Source organism: Streptomyces triticagri (assembly GCF_003429565.1).
In the GTDB taxonomy this organism is placed as follows: Bacteria; Actinomycetota; Actinomycetes; order Streptomycetales; family Streptomycetaceae; genus Streptomyces; species Streptomyces triticagri.
On record NZ_QUAK01000239.1, the window covers coordinates 43,563 to 63,176 of the forward strand.

Sequence of the window (19,614 nt, forward strand, 5' to 3'; positions counted from 1 at the left end):
CGGCACCCGTCCCCACGGCATCAGTTGCACCTACGGCCCCGGCCCGCACGCACTGCGGACCGGGGCCGTGGCCGTCGCTCAGCGCTCGCGCACCCACTTCACCCGAAGGTCGGGCGACCGCAGGATGTCCTTCTCGCAGAACCGGGCCTTCACCCAGCGCTCCTTGGAGTAGAGCCGCGTCTGGTCCCCGGAGTACGGAGACTCGGGGTTCTGCGACTGCGAGTACGTGAGGAGCGTGCGGGCCACCGGGCAGCGGCTGCCGTCCCAGCCGACCGCCTGGATGTAACTGGAGCCGTGCTCGACGTCCGTGTACCCGCTCGAGGGGTCCCACAGGGGCTCCGTCTTGTTCCACACGCCCAGCGATTCGGTACCGCCGCCGACCGGAACACGGTCGCCGCCGCGCGGCACCGACTGGTGGTCCCCGAGCCGCGCGTCCAGATCGATGCCCGCCGATCCGAGCTCCGTCACCGCGTCCGCGAGGGCCGTGGCGAAGCCGGGAGCCGCCGTGTTCAGCGTGTTCGGGGTGCCCACCGGATCGTCGGCGGAGAACGGCACCTTCCACCGCTCAGCCGCCGGTACCGCGGCGACCAGCGCCCGCCAGAAGCGGTCGTAGAGCAGCGCGCCGCGGCTGTCGGTGTTCATCGTCCGGTCCCACTTCTCGATCACCCGGCAGGCCGCGCCCACATCGACGCTTCTGCCGTCGCTGCCGGTCGCCGTGGAGCCGGGCAGCTCCGCACAGGCCCGGGCGACATCGGCCGCGGCGAGATCACCGGCCGGCACCCGGTTCGCGAACTGCTGCCGCTGCAGGTCCCGTACGGTCAGCCGGCCACGGTCCGCCATGCCGGACACATCCTCGATCGCGCCCCGGGTCCGCATCGAGCGCTCCGTCCCGGAGGCGCCGAAGACCCGTTCGTAGCCGGTCAGCGGCTGGTCCGCATTGGCCAGCCAGGCACTGTCGTTGGAGTTCTCCGCGTACGGCGCGTCCCGCAGGACCGGCATCCTCCCCGGTCCGAAGATCCCGGGCTGCAGTGCGTCCTTGTCGGTGCCGAGCGCGCAGTCCGCGCGTGAGCCGTCCAGGACCGCGAGGCCCGCCGACGGATAGGTGACTTCACCCAGCGGCGTCGAGCACTGCTCGGCCAGCTCGTCGGTGATCCTCGGCAGGACCTGGTGCTGGGCGAAGAAGCTGTGCCCTCGGGAGTCGGCCGCGATCGTGTTCACCCAGGGCAGTCCCTGCGTCTCGTCGAGGGCACGCTCGATGTCGGCGGTACTGCGGGCCTTGCTGAAGCCGAGTGCGGTCTGCGAGGCCCGCATGTTCGTGGCGTTCGGATCGTTCAGCGCGTACGCCGTGTCCGCCGTCCAGGGCAGTGGGAGTTCCTCGCCGAGGTTGTCGACGATCGGCCCGTAGCGGGTCCACCACTGGCTGCGGGTCACGTCCTTGCCGCCCTTGACCGGCACGGTGACGGTGCGTTCGGTCATCTTCTCCGGCTTGCCGTCCACCAGATACGTGGTGGGGTCCGCCGGATCGAGGGTGAGCTGATGGAGGTTCAGGGTGACGCCGGTGGCGACCGTGTGGCTCCAGGCGATGTGGGCGTTGTGCCCGATGGAGATGCCGGTGGTGCCGAGCAGCGAGCCGCCCGAGACGTTCAGTTCGCCCGGGATGGTCTGCTGCGACTGCCAGAAGCGCCGGCCGCCCTGCCACGGATAGTGCGGATTGCCGAGCAGCAGACCACGGCCGTTCGCCGTCGTCGAGCCGCTGAAGGTGACCGCATTCGACCCCATGTCGGCGTTCTCCGCCGAGAACAGCTCGCGGGCCGCCTCGCCCGGGTCGGCCGGCTGCTTGCGGGCGCGCTCATCGGTGTCCGCCGCGCCCGGTGGCCGGGCGGCCGTGATGCCGTCCACGCCGCGCCCCTGTCCACCGAGCACCGCGATCGCGTATCCGCGGGCGGCGACGTCGAGGGTCCGTACCGGGCGCACCCAGTCCGCGTCCTTGCAGGCCGGGTCGGTGATCCGATTCTGCTTCAGCCAGGCGTTGTAGCCCTCCGCCCAGCCGCGCATCATCTCCTTCACCTCGCGGCTCGGGCCGCGCGGTGCGGGCACCTTCAGGAGCTTCTCGACCGTCTTCGCATCGCGGACGCCACGGAAGTAGAGGTCGCTGGCGAGATTGTCGGACGCCGACGACAGCGAGCCGTCCGTCTCGCCCTCGGCGCCGAAGTGCCGCGCCCGCTCACCGCGTACGGTCAGGAACCCGTCGGCGAGTACGCAGACCTGGTCCTCGGCCTGCGCCCACCCGGTGCCGAATCCCAGGTTCGCGTAGTCCTCGGCCAGGATGTGCGGGATGCCGTACTCGGTGTAGCGGATCTTCGCGGACAGGCGGCCGTCGGAGGCGCGCTGCTCCGGTGGGTCCGCGGTGGCGGCCGGCGCGAGTGATGCGGAGACGGTCACCAGCGCGACGCCGACGGCGACGAGCCGGCCGAGCCCGCGCCGCCGGCCTGATCTTCTGGACGTGCGGAGGGCACCGAAAGTGCGGGTGCGCATGGATCCTCCCAACTCGGGGGTCGGTAGGGGCGGTTGAGCATACCAAGCGGTATGTCACTTGTCCGCGTCCCTGCGCACCCGCCTGTGTGCGGGTGTTCGTCCGAGCCGTCGGCCGCGGCTCACAACTCCCGGTAGTACACGGCCGCAGGCACCGCGACGCAGCCGAGGCGTTCGTACAGTGCGCGTGCCGGGGCGTGGAAGAGGTCGCCGCCCGTGCCGATCTCGACGACGCGGGCGCCGAGTTGGCGCATCTCGCCGAAGGCGTGCTCGCACAGGGCCGTCGCGATCCGGCCGCGCCGGTGTCCGGCGTCCACGGCGAGGATCGTGACCTCGGCGTTCTCGCGTGCGGGGTCGACGCGCCAGGCGACGTAACCGGCGATCAGGCCGCGGACCTCCGCGACGGCGACGAAACGGTGGTGGGCGGGGTCGTGCAGCGCGGCGACCTGCGCGCGGTAGTCGTCACGCCAGTGGCCGTGCTCGGTGGCGAAGACGAGCTCGCCGACCAGTGGGCGGAAGGTGTCCTCGTAGTACGGCCGGAACGTCTCGATGGTCAGCGCGGTGAGGCGCGCCAGGTCATGACGGACGTACGGGCGAATGCGCATGGGATTGCCTCTCGGCGGGAGGGGGTGGGTGTGCACCGTCCCCGGCCGCGAGCAGTCGGAAGACGCCGCGGCCGGCCGTCAGCGGCGGGTGCGACCTGCGGCGAAGCAGGCGGTCACGAGGGGGCAATCCATGCCGTCGAGCGTACCCGCACACCCGGCGTCCATGTCTTGACCGGCCGGGAGCGGCCGGACAGGATCGCCGCATGACTGGTGGAGGCAGCAGTACGGTCGACGGCATGCTCCGGCGCAGCGCCCGGCGGGCACCGGACGCGGTGGCGCTCGACTACGGCGACCGCAGTTGGACGTACGGGCAGCTCGACGACGCCGTGTCGCGGGCCGCGCGGCTGCTGCGCGACGAAGGCCTGACGCCCGGCGACCGGGTGGCCTCCTACGGCCACAACTCGGACGCGTATCTGATCGGCTTCCTCGCCTGCGCCCGTGCCGGGCTCGTCCATGTGCCGGTCAATCACAACCTGACGGGTGAGGATCTGGCGTACATCGTCGGCCAGTCCTCGAGCGCTCTGGTGCTCGCCGATCCGGCCCTCGCGGACCGCCTTCCGCACGGCGTCCGGACGCTCGACCTGCGCGACGGCGAGGCCTCGCTGCTCGCCCGGCTCCCGGCGACCGAGCCGTACGACGGTCCGGAACCGCGCTCCGAGGACCTGGTGCAACTCCTCTACACCTCGGGCACCACGGCCCGCCCGAAGGGCGCCATGATGACCCACCGCGCCCTGGTGCACGAGTACTTGAGCGCGATCCACGCACTGGATCTGCGGCCGGGCGACCGGCCCGTGCACTCGCTGCCGCTCTACCACTCGGCGCAGATGCACGTCTTCCTGGTGCCGTACCTGGCGATCGGCGCAAGGAACACCGTCCTCGACGCACCGGACGCCGGGCGGATCTTCGATCTGGTCGAGGCGGGTGAGGCCGACAGCCTCTTCGCGCCGCCGACCGTGTGGATCGGCCTGTCCCAGCACCCCGAGTTCGCCACCCGCGACCTGACCGGTCTGCGCAAGGCCTACTACGGTGCCTCGATCATGCCGGTGCCCGTCCTTGAACGCCTGGTCGGCCGGCTGCCGCAGCTGGCCTTCTACAACTGTTTCGGACAGAGCGAGATCGGCCCCCTCGCCACCGTCCTCGGCCCGGACGAGCACAACGGGCGGATGGACTCCTGCGGCCGTCCCGTGCTGTTCGTCGAGGCCAGGGTCGTGGACGAGGCCGGCAAGGACGTCGCGGACGGTACGCCCGGCGAGGTCGTCTACCGCTCACCGCAGTTGTGCGAGGGGTACTGGGACAAGCCGGCGGAGACCGAAGAGGCCTTCCGCGACGGCTGGTTCCACTCCGGTGATCTCGCGGTGCGGGATGCGCAGGGCTACTTCACCGTCGTCGACCGGGTGAAGGACGTGATCAACTCCGGGGGAGTCCTGGTCGCGTCCCGCGAGGTCGAGGACGCCCTGTACGGGCACCCGGGCGTCGCCGAGACCGCGGTCGTCGGGCTCCCGGACGAGCGCTGGATCGAGGCGGTGACCGCGGTCGTCGTGCCCAAGGGCGAGGTGACCGAGGCCGAACTGGTCGCCCACGCCAAGGAGAAGCTCGCCCACTTCAAGGCGCCCAAGCGCGTCCTGTTCGTGGACGAGCTGCCCCGCAACGCCAGCGGCAAGATCCTCAAGCGTGAACTGCGGGACCGGTTCGCCGACTCCTGAGCGACCGGCCGACGGGGCCCCGATATGTACTACGCGGTGGCCACCCGCCCCGCCGGCCGTCCGCGCAGCCGCGGCCACAACACCAGGGTGACCACCGCGGACGCCGTCGCCATCAGTCCGATTCCCGTGCCCGGCGAGGTGAGTTGGGCGATCCCACCGGCGCTGGCCGCCGCGACGCCCTGCATGGTGAGCATGCCGGACGAGTGCAACCCCAGGGCGTGGCCGCTGAGTTGCTGAGGCGTCAGGGCGAGGAGCCGCTCCTGGAAGAGCAGACTCGCCCCGTACCCGACGGTCGCCAGGGTCACCGCGGCGAGCGCGGGCGCCAGGGCGGGCGCCGCGAAGAACAGCAGATGCGGTACGGCAAGGAGCAGGGCGAGCGGACTGCCGAGCCGGTGGCGCAGCCGCGGTGGAATCACGCGTCCGGCGAGCAGGTCGCCGGTCAGCATGCCGAGCGCACCACCGGCGAACAGTAGACCCGCATGGTCCGGCGCGTACGACACGTACAGCGACTCACAGCCGACGACCAGGCCGTTCGGCACCCACAGGGCGAGGTAGGCGGCGCGGCGTGCCGGGGACGACCAGAGCAGCCGATTGCTGCGCCAGGTCTCCCGCACGGAGGGGCGGCCCACGGCGCGAGGCGCGCGGCGGCGCAGCCCGAAGCGGGCGACTCCCGCGGACAGCAGGTACAGCGCCGCGCCGAAGAGCAGGGTGCCGCGCGGAGACAGAGCGGCCACCAGCGCCCCGCCGACGGCGAAACCGAGGATCTGCATCGCCCCCGCAGATATGTTCACCAAGGAGCGCCCGGTGAGGTAACTGTCCGCCGGCAGAATCTCGTTGAGCAGCCCGTACCGCACGCCGCCGCCCACCGAGCCGATCAGGCCGAGGACCATGAGAATCGTGAACGAGGAGCCTACGGACAGGCCAGGCAGCGCCTGTGCCGCGGTGCCCACGGCGAAGAGCAGGGCCATGCCGGACAGGGCGGCACGCGGCGGCAGCCGGTCCGCCGCGGAGAGCAGCAGCGTGGCGCCGAGCAGCTGCGCCAGGGACGGGCCGAACATCGCGAGCGCGGACAGCAGCGGAGAGCCGGTCGCCCGGAACACGAGCGTGGCGAGCGCGAGCCCGCTGACGGTCTGCGCGGCGACATGGGCGGACGACACGGCGAACAGTGGCGGGAAGTCCGGCACGCGGACCAGGTCGCGGTAGGCGGGCATCCGCCCACCGTCGAGTGCTCCACTGGGCCGCGCTAATGTTTCGCGGGGAGGCGAAACCATGGGGTGGTGGCAGGTCAGCACCGACACGCTCGCGAGCAGCCGTTTCGTGCTGTCACCGCTCGCCGAGACGACCGCGGCGCTCAAGTCCCTGCACCGCGCCGAGCCCGCCCACCCCGGTGAACACGCCTGGCTTGCACGCCACTTGCCGGCCTACCGGGCCCGGCTCGCCGCGGACCCTGTGACCGCCCGCCTGGTCGCCACCGGCCTCGGCCGCGACTGGAACGCGGACTTCCTGACCCCCACCCCGTCCGGTGCGGACGAGCCCCGCTTCGAGGACGAGCTGGCCGCGGTCCGCGACACCTCGCCGCAAGCGGCCCGCGCCGATCTGGAGGTGTCCCAGGGAGGTCCGCTGCCCGAGCCGCTGCGCGCCGCCGACGACCTGCCGGCCTGCGCGGCCCGGATTCTGCGCTGGGTGTGGACCGCGGCCGTACGGCCCGACTGGCCGCGGCGCCGGCGCGTCATCGAGGCGGACATCGCCGCGCGCACCGCACGCCTCGGCCGTGGCGGCTGGTCCGGGGCGCTCGACGGCCTGCGACCCGACATGCGGTGGCTGGGCGACGGCCGGCTGCGCATCAACGCCTACGACCACCCGCCGCGCCGCCTCGACGTGGCACAGCTGATGTTCGTGCCGGTCACTCCGGTCACCGCCCGGCGCGGCTGGGTGGCCTGGCAGGAGCCGCACCGGTACGCCGTGGTGTACGCCTGCGCCGGCACGCTCGCCGACACGGGGCGTGGGGCGGTCCCGCAGGCGCTCGGCCGATTGCTCGGCCCAGGGCGTGCCGCGGTGCTCGTGCTGCTCGACTCGCCGAGGAGTACCACCCAGCTGACCGCCCTGACCGGTCAGGGCCTCGGTTCGGTCGGACGCCATCTGAAGGTGCTGCTCGACGCCGGTCTCGCGGAGCGCAGCCGGGCCGGCCGGTCGGTGCTGTACTTCCGTACGCCGGCGGGTGAGGTGCTCGTCAACGCCCAGCAGCCATCAGGAGGTTGAGGCGCGCTACTGCCGCTCGTCCACGATCCGGCGGATCTTGCCCACCGATCGCTCCAGGGTCTCCGGATCGACGATCTCGACGGCCGCCGTCACCCCGGCGCCGTCCTTCACGGCAGCCGTGATGCGGTGCGCCGCCTCCGCCCGCTCCTCCGGTGTGGCACCGGGGCGCGCCTCGGCCCGTACCGTCAGGGAGTCCATCCGGCCCTCGCGGGTCAGCCGCAGCTGGAAGTGCGGGGCGACGCCCGGGGTGCGCAGGACGATCTCCTCGATCTGGGTGGGGAAGAGATTGACCCCGCGGACGATCACCATGTCGTCGCTGCGTCCGGTCACCTTCTCCATCCGCCGGAAGACCCGTGCCGTACCGGGCAGCAGCCGGGTCAGATCACGGGTGCGGTACCGGATCACCGGCATGGCCTCCTTGCTGAGCGAGGTGAAGACCAGTTCGCCCTGTTCACCGTCGGGGAGGATCTCACCCGTGATCGGGTCGACCACTTCCGGAAAGAAGTGGTCCTCCCAGATGTGCAGGCCGTCCTTGGTCTCCACGCACTCCTGGGCCACTCCAGGGCCCATCACCTCGGAGAGCCCGTAGATGTCGACGGCGTCGATCGCGAAGCGCTCCTCGATCTCGGCGCGCATCTGCTCGGTCCACGGCTCGGCCCCGAAGATCCCGACCCGCAGTGAGGTGGACCGCGGATCGACGCCCTGCCGCTCGAACTCGTCGAGCAGCGTGAGCATGTACGAGGGCGTCACCATGATGACCTCCGGGCGGAAGTCCCGGATCAGCTGGACCTGGCGGGCCGTCATGCCGCCGGAGGCCGGCACCACCGTGCAGCCGAGCCGCTCGGCCCCGTAGTGCGCACCGAGACCCCCGGTGAACAGGCCGTATCCGTACGCCACATGGACGATCTGTCCTGGCCGCCCGCCCGCGGCACGGATGGAGCGGGCCACCATGTCGGCCCAGACGTCGAGATCGCGGTCGGTGTAGCCGACCACCGTGGGCAGGCCGGTGGTGCCGCTGGAGGCGTGGATGCGGCGTACCTGCTCGCGGGGGACGGCGAACATGCCGAACGGGTAGTTGTCGCGCAGATCGCCCTTGACGGTGAACGGGAAGCGGGAGAGGTCGGCGAGCGAGCGGCAGTCGTCCGGGTGCACGCCTGCCTTGTCGAACGCCTGGCGGTAGTGCGGGACTTGGGCGTAGGCGTGCTGCAAGGTCGCGCGCAGCCGCTCCAGCTGGAGCTCCTGGAGGGCTCCGCGGTCCAGCTGTTCGGCCGCGTCCAGCAGAGGTGCCATGAGATCTCCCGTTGTGACCGTGCATCCCGGCGTGCGTCACCTCGAGCAGCCCGATCATTTCGGACGACCGATCATTCGGTTGCTCGTGGGTGACCTCAGTAATCCAGGACGGAGAGCGGTCGTCAAGGGATGGCACACGATCTTGTACCGGTGCCGCTCCGGTGAGGCGGGACGGGCGTTCCCTACGCCTCTGCGCCGCTCGCCTCCGTGGCCACCGACCGGGCCCAGCGATAGTCCGCCTTGCCGCTCGGCGAGCGCTGGATCTCCTCGGTGAGCACCAGCTGCCGCGGGATCTTGTAGCCGGCCACCTGGGTGCGGCAGTGCGCCTGCACCGCATCGAGCGACAGGTCCCCGGCTCCCCGGCGCAACTGCACCACGGCGGCGACCTGGCTGCCCCACTTGGGGTCCGGAACGCCGGCGACCAGGGCGTCGTACACATCGGGATGCGACTTGAGCGCCTGCTCGACCTCCTCCGGATACACCTTCTCGCCACCGGTGTTGATGCACTGCGAACCCCGGCCGAGCACGGTCACGACGCCCTCCTCGTCGACCGTCGCCATGTCGCCGAGCAGCACCCAGCGCTCGCCACGGCGCCGGAAGAAGGTCTCGGCGGTTTTCCGCGGGTCGTTGTAGTAGCCGAGCGGCACGTGACCGCGCTGGGCGAGCCGGCCCGGCTCGCCGGGCGTCACGGGCTCGTACGTCCCCGGATCCACCACCTGCGTACGGTCGTTGACGCGCAGCCGGAAGCCCGTCTCCGGGCTGGAGTCGTCGGTCGCGGTGCCGTTGAAACCGGACTCCGACGACCCGAAGTTGTTGAGCAGCATGACGTGCGGCGCGAGTTCGAGGAACTGGCGGCGGACCGTCTCGGACATGATCGCGCCGGACGAGGAGACGCTGAACAGGGCGGAGAGATCCGTCCCGGCGCACGGACCGTTGAGCGCGTCGATCAGCGGGCGCAGCATCGCATCGCCCACCAGCGACACACTGGACACCTTCTCCTTCTCGATGGTGCGCAGCACCTCCTCGGGCACGAACTTGCGGTGTACGACCACGCGTTGGCCGAAGTGGAAGCCGATGAACGCGGTGAGCGTGGAGGTGCCGTGCATCAGCGGCGGGGTGGGGAAGAAGGTGATGCCGTCGCCGCCGGCGGCAACCCGCTCGGCCAGCTCCTCGGGCCGCTTCACGGGCTCCCCGGTGGGTGCGCCGCCGCCCATCCCCGAGAAGAACAGATCCTCCTGACGCCACATCACGCCCTTCGGCATCCCCGTGGTGCCGCCGGTGTAGATGATGAACTGGTCGTCCGCGGACCGCCGCGGGAACCCGCGCTCGGGCGATCCGGAGCGCTCCGCCTCGGTGTACGCCGTGGCGTCGAGGCCCGGTGCCTCCTCGGGGGCGTCGCCGACCCGTAGCAGACGGCGCAGCTTGTCGGTGCGGGGGAGTGCGGCCGCCACCCGCTCGGTGAACTCGGCGTCGAAGACCAGCGCCGCCAGATCGGCGTCGCGGTAGAGGTAGACCAACTCCTCTTCCACGTAGCGGTAGTTGACATTGACCGGGACCAGGCGGGCCTTGAGGCAGGCAAGCACCGTCTGCAGATACTCGATGCCGTTGTAGAGGTGGAGGCCCACATGCTCGCCCGGGCGCAGGCCCTCGGCGATGAAGTGATGGGCCACGCGGTTCGCCGCCCGGTCGAGCTCGGCGTAGGTCAGGCGGCGCTCCGCCCCGGTCCCCGGGTGGTCGATGTGGACCAGCGCTTCGCGGTCCCCGGCCACATCGACGACCGACTCGAACAGGTCGGCAAGGTTGTACTCCACCGCTCCTCCTGACCCCGGCGACTGGTGGCTCGGCGGTCATTAGAGCGCCGCCCGGCACAACTGGGAAGGGCGCCGCCCAAAGTTTCTGACTATCTGTCAGAGAACTCTTGAACTGGTCGGCGCACTACTGCAACCTGTTCCAGGTCCGACGACGGGAGGACGGCAATGGGCGGGACGGAACACCTCACCGTGCAGCGCGAAGGCGCCACACTGGTACTCACTCTGAACAGGCCGGAGGCCAAGAACGCACTCTCACTGCCCCTGTTGGTCGGGCTCTACGACGGATGGCTCGAAGCCGACGCCGACGACAGGATCCGCTCCATCGTGCTCACCGGGGCCGGCGGCGACTTCTGCGCCGGCATGGACCTCAAGGCATTGGCCGGCGGCAGCATGGACGGCGACCGGTACCGGGACCGTATGAAGGCGGACCCGGACCTGCACTGGAAGGCGATGCTCCGCCATCACCGGCCGCGCAAGCCCGTGATCGCCGCGGTCGAGGGCTACTGCGTGGCCGGCGGCACCGAGATCCTGCAGGGCACCGACATCCGGATCGCGGGGGAGTCCGCCACCTTCGGGCTCTTCGAGGTCAAGCGCGGCCTCTTCCCGATCGGCGGCTCCACCGTCCGCCTGCCGCGCCAGATCCCCCGTACCCACGCCCTGGAGATGCTGCTCACCGGACGCCCCTACTCCGCGGCCGAGGCCGCCGCGATCGGGCTCGTCGGCCGGGTCGTCCCGGACGGCGGCGCCCTCGACGCGGCCCTCGAGGTCGCCGAACAGATCAACGCCTGCGGGCCGCTCGCCGTCGAAGCCGTCAAGGCCTCGGTCTACGACACGGCCGAGCTGACGGAGACCGAAGGTCTCGAGAGCGAACTCGAGCGCGGCTGGCCGGTGTTCGCCACCGCCGACGCCAAGGAGGGCGCCAAGGCCTTCGCCGAGAAGCGGCCGCCCGTCTACCGGCGCGCCTGACCTCCACCCCGGCGCACCCGGAACCCCGGTCCCGGCCCGCGCCCGACCTCAAGGAGTGCACGTGCCCGACCTGCTCAAAGCCCCCATGGCCCTGGAGTTCCCCTTCACCCGCTCACTCGGCCCCGTGCAGAGCGCCTTCCTGACCGGACTGCGCGAGCGGGTGGTCCTCGGCGTGCGCACCGGCGACGGCCGCGTGCTCGTGCCGCCCGTCGAGTACGACCCCGTCACCGCCGAGGAGATCCGCGACCTGGTCCAGGTCTCCGCCACCGGCACCGTCACCACCTGGGCCTGGAACCCCGAGCCCCGCCGCGACCAGCCCCTGGACACCCCCTTCGCCTGGGTCCTGGTCCAGCTCGACGGCGCCGACACCGCACTCCTGCACGCCCTCGACGTACCGGACGCCACGTCCGTGCACTCCGGACTGCGCGTGCGCGTGCGCTGGGCCGAGGAACGGACCGGAGCCATCACCGACATCGCCTGTTTCGAGCCAGCTCAAGACGGACAGGCCGCTGGGCGGACCCCCGCCGCCCGGCACGACGGCGCCTTCGACGACCCCGTCACCGGCATCGTCGCCCCCGCCCGACTCGACTACGTCTACTCACCGGGCCGCGCCCAGACCGCCTATCTGCGGGGCCTGGCCGAACAGCGCAACGTCGGCGAACGCTGCCCCTCCTGCGCCAAGGTCTACATCCCGCCCCGCGGCGCCTGCCCGACCTGCGGCGTCGCCACCGCGGAACGCGTCGAGGTCGGACCGGCCGGCACCGTCACCACCTTCTGCATCGTCAACATCAAGGCCAAGAACCTCGACATCGAAGTGCCCTACGTCTACGCGCACATCGCCCTGGACGGCGCCGGACTCGCCCTGCACGGCCGGATCGGCGGCATCCCCTACGACCAGGTACGGATGGGCCTGCGCGTCGAGCCCGTCTGGTCCGAGAACAGCCGCTTCCCCGACCACTACCGCCCCACCGGCGAACCCGACGCCGACTACGACACGTACAAGGAGCTGCTGTAGATGCCCCCCACAGGTGCACTCCGCGACGTGGCGATCGTCGCCTTCGCCCAGAGCGACCACCTCAAGAGCACGGACGAACTCTCCGAGGTGGAGATGCTGATGCCCGTCCTGCACGAGGTGCTCGGCGCCACCGGCCTCGCGACCGGCGAGATCGACTTCACCTGCTCCGGCTCCGCGGACTACCTCGCGGGCCGCGCCTTCTCCTTCACCATGGCGCTCGACGGGGTCGGCGCCTGGCCGCCGATCTCCGAATCGCACGTCGAGACCGACGGGGCCTGGGCGCTCTACGAGGCCTGGGTGAAGCTCCTGACCGGCGAGGCCGACACCGCGCTCGTCTACTCCTACGGCAAGTCCTCGCCCGGCTCGCTGCGCGACGTCCTCACCCGCCAGCTCGACCCGTACTACCAGGCACCGCTGTGGCCCGACTCGGTCGCGCTCGCCGCCCTGCAGGCCCAGGCGCTCATCGACGCGGGACACACCGACGAACGCACCCTCGCCACGGTCGCCGCCCGCAGCCGGGACGCAGCGTCGGACAATCCGCACGCCCAGGTGCGCGGCGCCCGCCCCCAGGGCGACTACGTCGTCCAGCCGCTGCGCACCGGAGACTGCCCGCCGATCGGCGACGGCGCGGCCGCCGTGGTGCTGGCCGCCGGCGACCGGGCCCGCGCCCTGTGCGCGCGCCCCGCCTGGATCCGCGGCATCGACCACCGCATCGAGCCGCACGCCATCGGCGTCCGCGACCTCACCGAGTCACCGTCGACGCGGCTTGCCGCGGAACGGGCAGGGGCTTTCGAACGGCCCGTCGACACCGCCGAGTTGCATGCCCCGTTCAGCTCTCAGGAGGTCGTGCTGCGCCGCGCCCTCGACCTCGGCGACGAGGTGGCGGTCAACCCCTCCGGCGGTCCGCTCGCCGCCAACCCGATGATGGCCGCCGGGCTCGTACGGCTCGGCGAGGCGGCCGCCCGCATCCACCGGGGCGCCTCGGACCGCGCCCTCGCGCACGCCACCTCGGGCCCCTGCCTGCAGCAGAACCTGGTGGCCGTCCTGGAAGGAGAGGACGCATGAGCACCGCGCACAAGGAACCCGTCGCCGTCGTCGGCATCGGACAGACCAAGCACGTCGCGGCCCGCAAGGACGTCTCCATCGCGGGACTCGTCCGGGAGGCGGCCCGGCGTGCCCTCGACGACGCCGGACTCGACTGGCCGGACATAGACGCCGTCGTCATCGGCAAGGCCCCCGACTTCTTCGAGGGCGTCATGATGCCGGAGCTCTACCTCGCGGACGCGCTCGGCGCCGTCGGCAAACCGATGCTGCGGGTGCACACCGCCGGTTCCGTCGGCGGCTCCACCGCCCTGGTCGCCGCCAATCTGGTGGCCGCCCGCGTCCACGGCACGGTCCTCACCCTCGCCTTCGAGAAGCAGTCCGAGTCCAACGCCATGTGGGGCCTCTCGCTCCCCATCCCCTTCCAGCAGCCCCTCCTCGCCGGCGCCGGCGGCTTCTTCGCCCCGCACGTCCGCGCGTACATGCGGCGCACCGGAGCCCCCGACGCGATCGGCTCCCTCGTCGCCTTCAAGGACCGGCGCAACGCGCTCAAGAACCCGTACGCCCACCTCCACGAGCACGACCTCACCCTGGAGCAGGTCCAGTCCTCACCGATGCTGTGGGACCCGATCCGCTACTCCGAGACCTGCCCCTCCTCGGACGGCGCCTGCGCCATGATCCTCACCGACCGGGCCGGCGCGGACCGTTCGCCCGAGCCGCCCGCCTGGGTGCACGGCGGGGCGATGCGCAGCGAGCCGACCCTCTTCGCCGGCAAGGACTTCGTCTCCCCGCAGGCCGGCCGCGACTGCGCGGCCGACGTGTACGCGCAGGCCGGCATCACCGATCCGCGCGCGGAGATCGACGCCGTGGAGATGTACGTGCCGTTCTCCTGGTACGAACCGATGTGGCTGGAGAATCTCGGCTTCGCCGAGGAGGGCGAGGGCTGGAAGCTCACCGAGTCCGGGGTGACCGAACTCGACGGCGACCTGCCCGTCAACCCCTCCGGAGGCGTCCTGTCCACCAACCCCATCGGCGCCTCCGGCATGATCCGCTTCGCCGAGGCGGCCCTGCAGGTACGCGGACAGGCGGGCGAACACCAGGTGGACGGGGCCCGCAGGGCGCTCGGCCACGCCTACGGAGGCGGCTCGCAGTTCTTCTCGATGTGGCTGGTCGGAGCCGAGCAGCCCGCGGGATGAGGCAGTGTCGTCCGCACGCCGCCTTCGTTCGCGGCCTGTCCGGCACCGGCGGCGGTGGCTAGGCTGGCCGCGGACGACGATGCGGGAGGAGTACGGCCGTGGCCGAAAGCACCACTGAGCAGCAACCGTTCGCAGGCTGGGACAAGCCGGAGCTCGATCTGACCAACGCCGACTGGCAGTCCGGCAGCCAGGGTCTGGGGGACGTACAGATCGCGTTCGTCGAAGGCTTCATCGCCATGCGCAACGGCGGCCGCCCGCACAGCCCGTCGCTGATCTTCTCGCCCGCGGAATGGCATGCTTTCGTACGCGGCGCACGCAGCGGGCGGTTCGACCTCACCTGATCCGCGGGGATCGGCCGGACGGACTCCCGGGCGTGACGCCCGACGGGTCCGGCGGAAGAGGGCGGAGAGCGTGCAGACACAGTCGGTCGGCAAGCGGTACGGGCGGGGCCCCTGGGTGCTCGAGGACGTCACCGTGCACGTACCGGCCGGGGAGATCGTGGCCTTCCACGGGCGCAACGGCTCCGGGAAGTCCACCCTGCTGCGGCTGCTCGCGGGTCTCAGCAGGCCGTCCCGTGGCACCGTCACCGGCCGCCCGGCCGTCGTCGGATACGTCCCGGACCGCTTCCGCCCGCCCGAACGCCTCACCGCCCTCGGGTACTTGACACACCTCGGCCGCATCCGCGGGCTCACGACCCCGGACGCCCGCCGCCGCGCGCGGGTCCTGATCGACCGGCTCGCGGTCGCCGGCGGGCCGCACGCCGAGCTGCGCACCCTCTCCAAGGGCAACGCACAGAAGGTCGCCCTGTCCCAAGCGCTCCTGGTCCAGCCGGAGTTGCTCGTCCTCGACGAACCCTGGTCGGGCCTCGACACCTCGGCCCACGGCGTCCTTGCCGAGGTCATGGCGGAGGTGGCCGCAGCGGGCGGCTCGGTGGTGTTCACCGGCCACGGCGAGTCGGCCCGTACCGCCGTGGCCGGCCGCGCCCATCTCGTCGCCGGCGGGCGGCTGCATCCCTACGGCCACGAATCGCCGCGCGAGCAGCGGCAGGTGACGGAGCTGGTACTGCAACGGCCCGGCGCCCCGAGCGAGTTGCCCGCGTCCGGCGACTCGTCGCGGGTCCCGCCGCCCCCGCCGTGGTCCCGGAGCCCCGGAGTCCTGACGGTCACCGACCACGGAGCAGACCTGGTGCTCGCCGTGGTATGCGCGGAGGCCGATGCCGTACTGCTCGCCGCGCTCCGGGACGGGTGGTCGGCGCTGTCCGTGACCCGCAGGACGGCGCCCGCGACAACGGCTCCGGCGCCTGGACCGCCTTCGCCGCCGGCCACGACGGCGGCCCCGGAGCGCCGCACGGACCGGCCCGCCGGAGCCTCCCGGGCGCCTGCCCCGCCGAGCCGCCGCGAAGGCGGCCGCCGATGACCGCCCTCATCCGCTACTCCTTCGCGACCCTGCTCCACAGCCAGCGCTATCTCGCCCCGGTCCTGCTCTTCGCCGGCCTCATCGGCATCCTCACGGTCAATGGGTCCGGCTCCCTGCCGCCCGCGTACGCCGCCTCGGCCGGCGCCCTGTTCGTCAGCCAGACCTGGCTCACCTCGGCGCTGGCCGGGCTCGACGACCCGACCCAGCGCGCCGTCGTGGTGCTCAGCGCCGGGCGCGGCGCACGGGTACTGGCCGCCACGGTCGGCACCGCGCTGCTCGCCGCCGGCGCCCTGGCTGTCGTGGGCCTGCTCTTCCCGCTGTGGATCGGCTCGTACCAGGTGGGAGCCGCTGATCTGCTGCTCGGCGCGGAGGCGCAGCTGACCTGTGCGCTCGCCGGCACCGCGATCGGGCTGCTCTGCTCGCGGCTGGTCTTCCGCCGCCAGGGCTATGCGCTCGCCACCGCACTCGCCCTGGTTCTGGGGCTGCTCTTCGTCCAAGGCCTGCCACCCGTCAACCGGCTGTTCCACCTGATGTCCGAGACCTCCGACGCCGCCGCCCTGCTCGCCCCCGCCGCCGGAATGGCGGCCGTCTCCGCGGTGCTGCTCGCGGCCTCCGCCTGCCTGACCCACCACCTCGCCGCCCGACGCGACTGACGGTGTGCCGCCCGGCACCGGATGTGTGCGCCGAGCGCCCGCGGAGGCCGCCGACGCCCCGCACCCGGGGCCGGAGATGTGCCGCGCGGCACGTACCATTGCCGCATGTCCTTCCTCCGCCGCCGCAGCTCCGCCACTCCCGCCGGACCGGACTTCGACGTCCTGGCCATGGACCCCGGTGACTGGCCCGGCAATCTCGGCGCCGGTCTGCTGCCCGCGCCGGACGGCAGCTGCCAGGGAGTGTTCCTGCGGTACGACCTGTTCGGCGGCCGCGGCCCCGCGATGATCATCGGGAATCTGCCGGAGGGCTCACCGGCCCGTGAGATCGAGGACAAAGAGGTGCCCTTCGAGGTCGCCCAGCTCCTCCTCGCGCTGGAGAACGACGAGGAGATCGAGGTCGTCGAGACCGAGGACGTCCCGGTGATGCAGGGCGACAACCTCCTCATCGTCAAGCGCATCAAGCTCTCCGAGAGCCGTATCTCCTGCGTCCAGTTCGACCGCAGCGACAAGGTCCTGGTGACCATCGCCGCCTGGGACCGCCCCATCACGGACGACCTCTACGCCCTCCTCAAGCCGCTCCCGGCCGAGCTGTTCCAGCAGGGCTGACACCACCCCCGAACCGCACGGAGACCCGCGCCGGAACTGTCCGGCGCGGGTCTCGTCGTGCGTACCCTCTTGTCGAGCAGTGGTCGGACCTCTACCGTCCTGCGTCATGTCCCGGATCTCCCGAAGAACAACCATGAAGTCTGCCCTCGGCGGCGCTGGTGTGCTCGCTGTCGGCGGAATCCCCTTCTCCGGATCAGCGTATGCGGCTCCCGGCCGCAGAGATTCATCAGACCAATTAACGCTCTGGTACGCAGCGCCCGCCGAGGACTGGGAGCGCGAGGCGCTGCCCGTCGGCAACGGCGCATTGGGAGCGATGATCTTCGGCACGGTCACATCGGAGCGCCTGCAGTTCAACGAGAAGACCCTCTGGACGGGCGGACCCGGCTCTCCCGGCTACGACCACGGAAACTGGACCGAACCGCGCCCCGACGCCCTCGCCTCCGTACGCAGCGACCTCGACGAGAAGGGCCGCCTCGACCCGGAGGAGGTCGCCGAGCGCCTCGGCCAGCCCGAGCACGGCTTCGGCGCCTATCAGACCTTCGGCGATCTGTACCTCGACTTCCCCGGGGCACAGGCCGACTCGGGCTCGTACCGGCGCGAACTCGCCTTCGCGGACGCCCTGTCCACCGTGACGTACACGCAGGACGGTGTGGGCCACCGGCGGGAGTTCTTCGCCTCGTACCCCGACCGGGCCCTCGTCGGCCGGATCTCCGCGGACAGCCCGGGCCAGGTCGCCTTCACCTTGCGCCACACCTCGCCGCGGGGCGACTCCACCGCCGAAGCGGCCGACGGGCGTCTCGTCGTCCGCGGCGCCCTCGAGGACAACGGACTGCGTTTCGAGGCCCAGCTGCGCCTCGAAACCGAGGGGGGCACGGTCACCGCCGGCGGCGACGGCACCCTGACGGTGGCCGGCGCCGACAGTGCCTGGTTCGTCCTCGCCGCCGGCACCGACTACGCCGACACGTACCCCGACTACCGCGGCGCGGATCCGCACGCGCAGGTGACGGAGGACGTCGACACCGCGGCCGCCCGCGGTTTCGAGGCCGTACGCACCCGCCATCTCGACGACCACCGCGCCCTGTTCGGCCGCGTCGTCCTCGACATCGGTCAGCGCACCCCCACCGACGTACCCACCGACCGGCTGCTCGCGGGATACGGCGGAGGAGCGAGCGCCGAGGACAAGGCGCTCGAGGCGCTGTTCTTCCAGTACGGCCGCTACCTCCTCATCGCCTCGTCCCGGCCGGGCTCGCTGCCGGCCAATCTGCAGGGCGTCTGGAACCACGTCGACGATCCGCCCTGGTCGGCCGACTACCACGTCAACATCAATCTGCAGATGAACTACTGGCCCGCCCAGGCCGCCAACCTCGCCGAAACCACCGCGCCCTACCAGGAGTTCACCCGAGCGCTCGTCGCCCCCGGCAAGCGCACGGCACAGGAGATGTTCGGCGCCGGCGGCTGGCTCGTGCACAACCAGACCAACCCCTACGGATTCACCGGCGTGCACGACTGGGCCACCGCCTTCTGGTTCCCGGAGGCCGCGGGCTGGCTCACCCAGGAGCTGTACGAGCACTACCGCTTCGGTGGCTCGACCGACTACCTCCGCTCCACCGCGTACCCGGTGATGAAGGAGGCGGCCCGCTTCTGGCTCGACACCCTGTACACCGATCCGCGCGACGGCACCCTGGTCGTCTCACCCAGCTACTCGCCCGAGCAGGGCGACTTCACGGCCGGTGCCTCGATGTCCCAGCAGATCGTCCACGACCTGCTGACCAACACCCTGGAAGCCGCCCGCACCCTCGGTGACAGCGCGGCCTTCCGGCGCGAACTCGAAGACACGCTAGGGAAGTTGGACCCCGGCCTGCGTATCGGGTCCTGGGGCCAGCTGCAGGAGTGGAAGGAGGACCTCGACGATCCGGAGAACGACCACCGGCACGTCTCCCACCTCTACGCCCTGCACCCCGGCCGGCAGATCGAACCCGGCAGCAAATGGGCCGAGGCCGCCCGGGTGTCGCTGACCGCCCGCGGCGACGGCGGCACCGGCTGGTCCAAGGCCTGGAAGATCAACTTCTGGGCGCGGCTGCGGGACGGCGACCACGCGCACACGATGCTCGCCGAGCAGCTGAAGAATTCCACGCTGCCCAACCTCTGGGACACCCATCCGCCGTTCCAGATCGACGGCAACTTCGGCGCCACCTCGGGAATCGTGGAGATGCTGCTGCAGAGCCAGCACGACGTGATCGACATCCTGCCCGCGCTGCCCGCCGCCTGGCCGGACGGCTCGGTGACCGGACTACGGGCCAGAGGAGGCGCCGAGGTGGACATCACCTGGGCCGCGGGAAAGCCCACCCGGGTGGCCGTGCACGCCGGCCGCACCCGCGAACTGACCGTGCACGCCGCCCTGTTCGACGGCGGCGAGCACACCTTCAAGGCGAGGGCGGGGGAGACGTACACCTTCGCGTAACCCTGCGAGAAGAACGGTCCCGGGGGCCGGCCGTCCCAAGCAGGCCCCCGGGCACCCGTA

Annotated in this window: 16 protein-coding genes; 11 read left to right on the top strand and 5 right to left on the bottom strand. The window is 71.7% G+C overall.

Annotated features, from left to right (window positions below):
- Positions 1–78: 78 nt before the first annotated feature.
- Together DY218_RS33490 and DY218_RS33495 are read right to left on the bottom strand one after the other, a co-directional pair.
- Positions 79–2,535 carry a penicillin acylase family protein gene (locus tag DY218_RS33490; RefSeq protein ID WP_128559960.1) on the bottom strand — a complete coding sequence of 819 codons (2,457 nt, stop codon included), beginning with the start codon at positions 2,533–2,535 and terminating at the stop codon, positions 79–81.
- A gap of 119 nt (positions 2,536–2,654) precedes the next feature.
- Entirely contained in the window at positions 2,655–3,137 is a 483-nt protein-coding gene (locus DY218_RS33495; protein ID WP_128559961.1) for a GNAT family N-acetyltransferase, read from the bottom strand.
- Positions 3,138–3,340: 203 nt separating this feature from the next.
- Between DY218_RS33495 and DY218_RS33500 the strand changes: the two genes are divergently transcribed.
- Complete coding sequence (locus DY218_RS33500) at positions 3,341–4,840, top strand: acyl-CoA synthetase (RefSeq protein WP_128559962.1); 1,500 nt, start codon at positions 3,341–3,343, stop codon at positions 4,838–4,840.
- A 29-nt stretch (positions 4,841–4,869) separates the two neighbouring features.
- Here the strand turns inward: DY218_RS33500 and DY218_RS33505 are convergent, their stop codons facing one another.
- Positions 4,870–6,051, bottom strand: a complete 1,182-nt coding sequence (locus DY218_RS33505; RefSeq protein ID WP_128559963.1) for an MFS transporter — start codon at positions 6,049–6,051, stop codon at positions 4,870–4,872.
- A gap of 58 nt (positions 6,052–6,109) precedes the next feature.
- On the opposite strand from DY218_RS33505, the gene DY218_RS33510 reads away from it, so the two are divergent.
- Positions 6,110–7,099: an ArsR family transcriptional regulator gene (locus tag DY218_RS33510; RefSeq protein WP_128559964.1), complete on the top strand. Its 990-nt coding sequence runs from the start codon at positions 6,110–6,112 to the stop codon at positions 7,097–7,099.
- A 6-nt stretch (positions 7,100–7,105) separates the two neighbouring features.
- Here DY218_RS33510 and paaK read toward each other — a convergent pair whose 3' ends face one another.
- Positions 7,106–8,389 (bottom strand): phenylacetate--CoA ligase PaaK, encoded by a 1,284-nt coding sequence (gene paaK / locus DY218_RS33515; protein WP_128559965.1) that lies wholly within the window; start codon positions 8,387–8,389, stop codon positions 7,106–7,108.
- Positions 8,390–8,571: 182 nt separating this feature from the next.
- Entirely contained in the window at positions 8,572–10,200 is a 1,629-nt protein-coding gene (locus DY218_RS33520) for an acyl-CoA synthetase (RefSeq protein ID WP_128559966.1), read from the bottom strand.
- 165 nt (positions 10,201–10,365) lie between these two features.
- Between DY218_RS33520 and DY218_RS33525 the strand changes: the two genes are divergently transcribed.
- From DY218_RS33525 to DY218_RS33565, 9 genes are all read left to right on the top strand, one after another.
- A complete protein-coding gene (locus DY218_RS33525) occupies positions 10,366–11,166 on the top strand; it encodes a crotonase/enoyl-CoA hydratase family protein (protein ID WP_128559967.1) in 801 nt (266 codons plus the stop codon).
- 61 nt (positions 11,167–11,227) lie between these two features.
- On the top strand, positions 11,228–12,181 hold the full coding sequence (locus DY218_RS33530; protein WP_128559968.1) for a Zn-ribbon domain-containing OB-fold protein: 954 nt from the start codon (positions 11,228–11,230) through the stop codon (positions 12,179–12,181).
- The gene (locus tag DY218_RS33535; protein ID WP_128559969.1) at positions 12,182–13,246 is read left to right on the top strand and encodes a thiolase domain-containing protein; all 1,065 of its coding nucleotides are present in this window, start codon (positions 12,182–12,184) and stop codon (positions 13,244–13,246) included.
- Complete coding sequence (locus DY218_RS33540; RefSeq protein WP_128559970.1) at positions 13,243–14,418, top strand: thiolase domain-containing protein; 1,176 nt, start codon at positions 13,243–13,245, stop codon at positions 14,416–14,418. Before DY218_RS33535 ends, DY218_RS33540 begins: the two co-directional genes overlap by 4 nt.
- 98 nt (positions 14,419–14,516) lie before the next feature.
- A complete protein-coding gene (locus DY218_RS33545) occupies positions 14,517–14,759 on the top strand; it encodes a DUF397 domain-containing protein (RefSeq protein WP_128559971.1) in 243 nt (80 codons plus the stop codon).
- Positions 14,760–14,829: 70 nt separating this feature from the next.
- Positions 14,830–15,834 (top strand): ATP-binding cassette domain-containing protein, encoded by a 1,005-nt coding sequence (locus DY218_RS33550; protein ID WP_128559972.1) that lies wholly within the window; start codon positions 14,830–14,832, stop codon positions 15,832–15,834.
- Positions 15,831–16,487, top strand: a complete 657-nt coding sequence (locus DY218_RS33555) for a hypothetical protein (protein WP_128559973.1) — start codon at positions 15,831–15,833, stop codon at positions 16,485–16,487. The genes DY218_RS33550 and DY218_RS33555 overlap by 4 nt, the downstream gene beginning before the upstream one ends.
- A gap of 105 nt (positions 16,488–16,592) precedes the next feature.
- Positions 16,593–17,093 carry a hypothetical protein gene (locus tag DY218_RS33560; RefSeq protein WP_128559974.1) on the top strand — a complete coding sequence of 167 codons (501 nt, stop codon included), beginning with the start codon at positions 16,593–16,595 and terminating at the stop codon, positions 17,091–17,093.
- Positions 17,094–17,226: 133 nt separating this feature from the next.
- Positions 17,227–19,554, top strand: a complete 2,328-nt coding sequence (locus DY218_RS33565; RefSeq protein WP_128559975.1) for a glycoside hydrolase family 95 protein — start codon at positions 17,227–17,229, stop codon at positions 19,552–19,554.
- Positions 19,555–19,614: the final 60 nt, after the last annotated feature.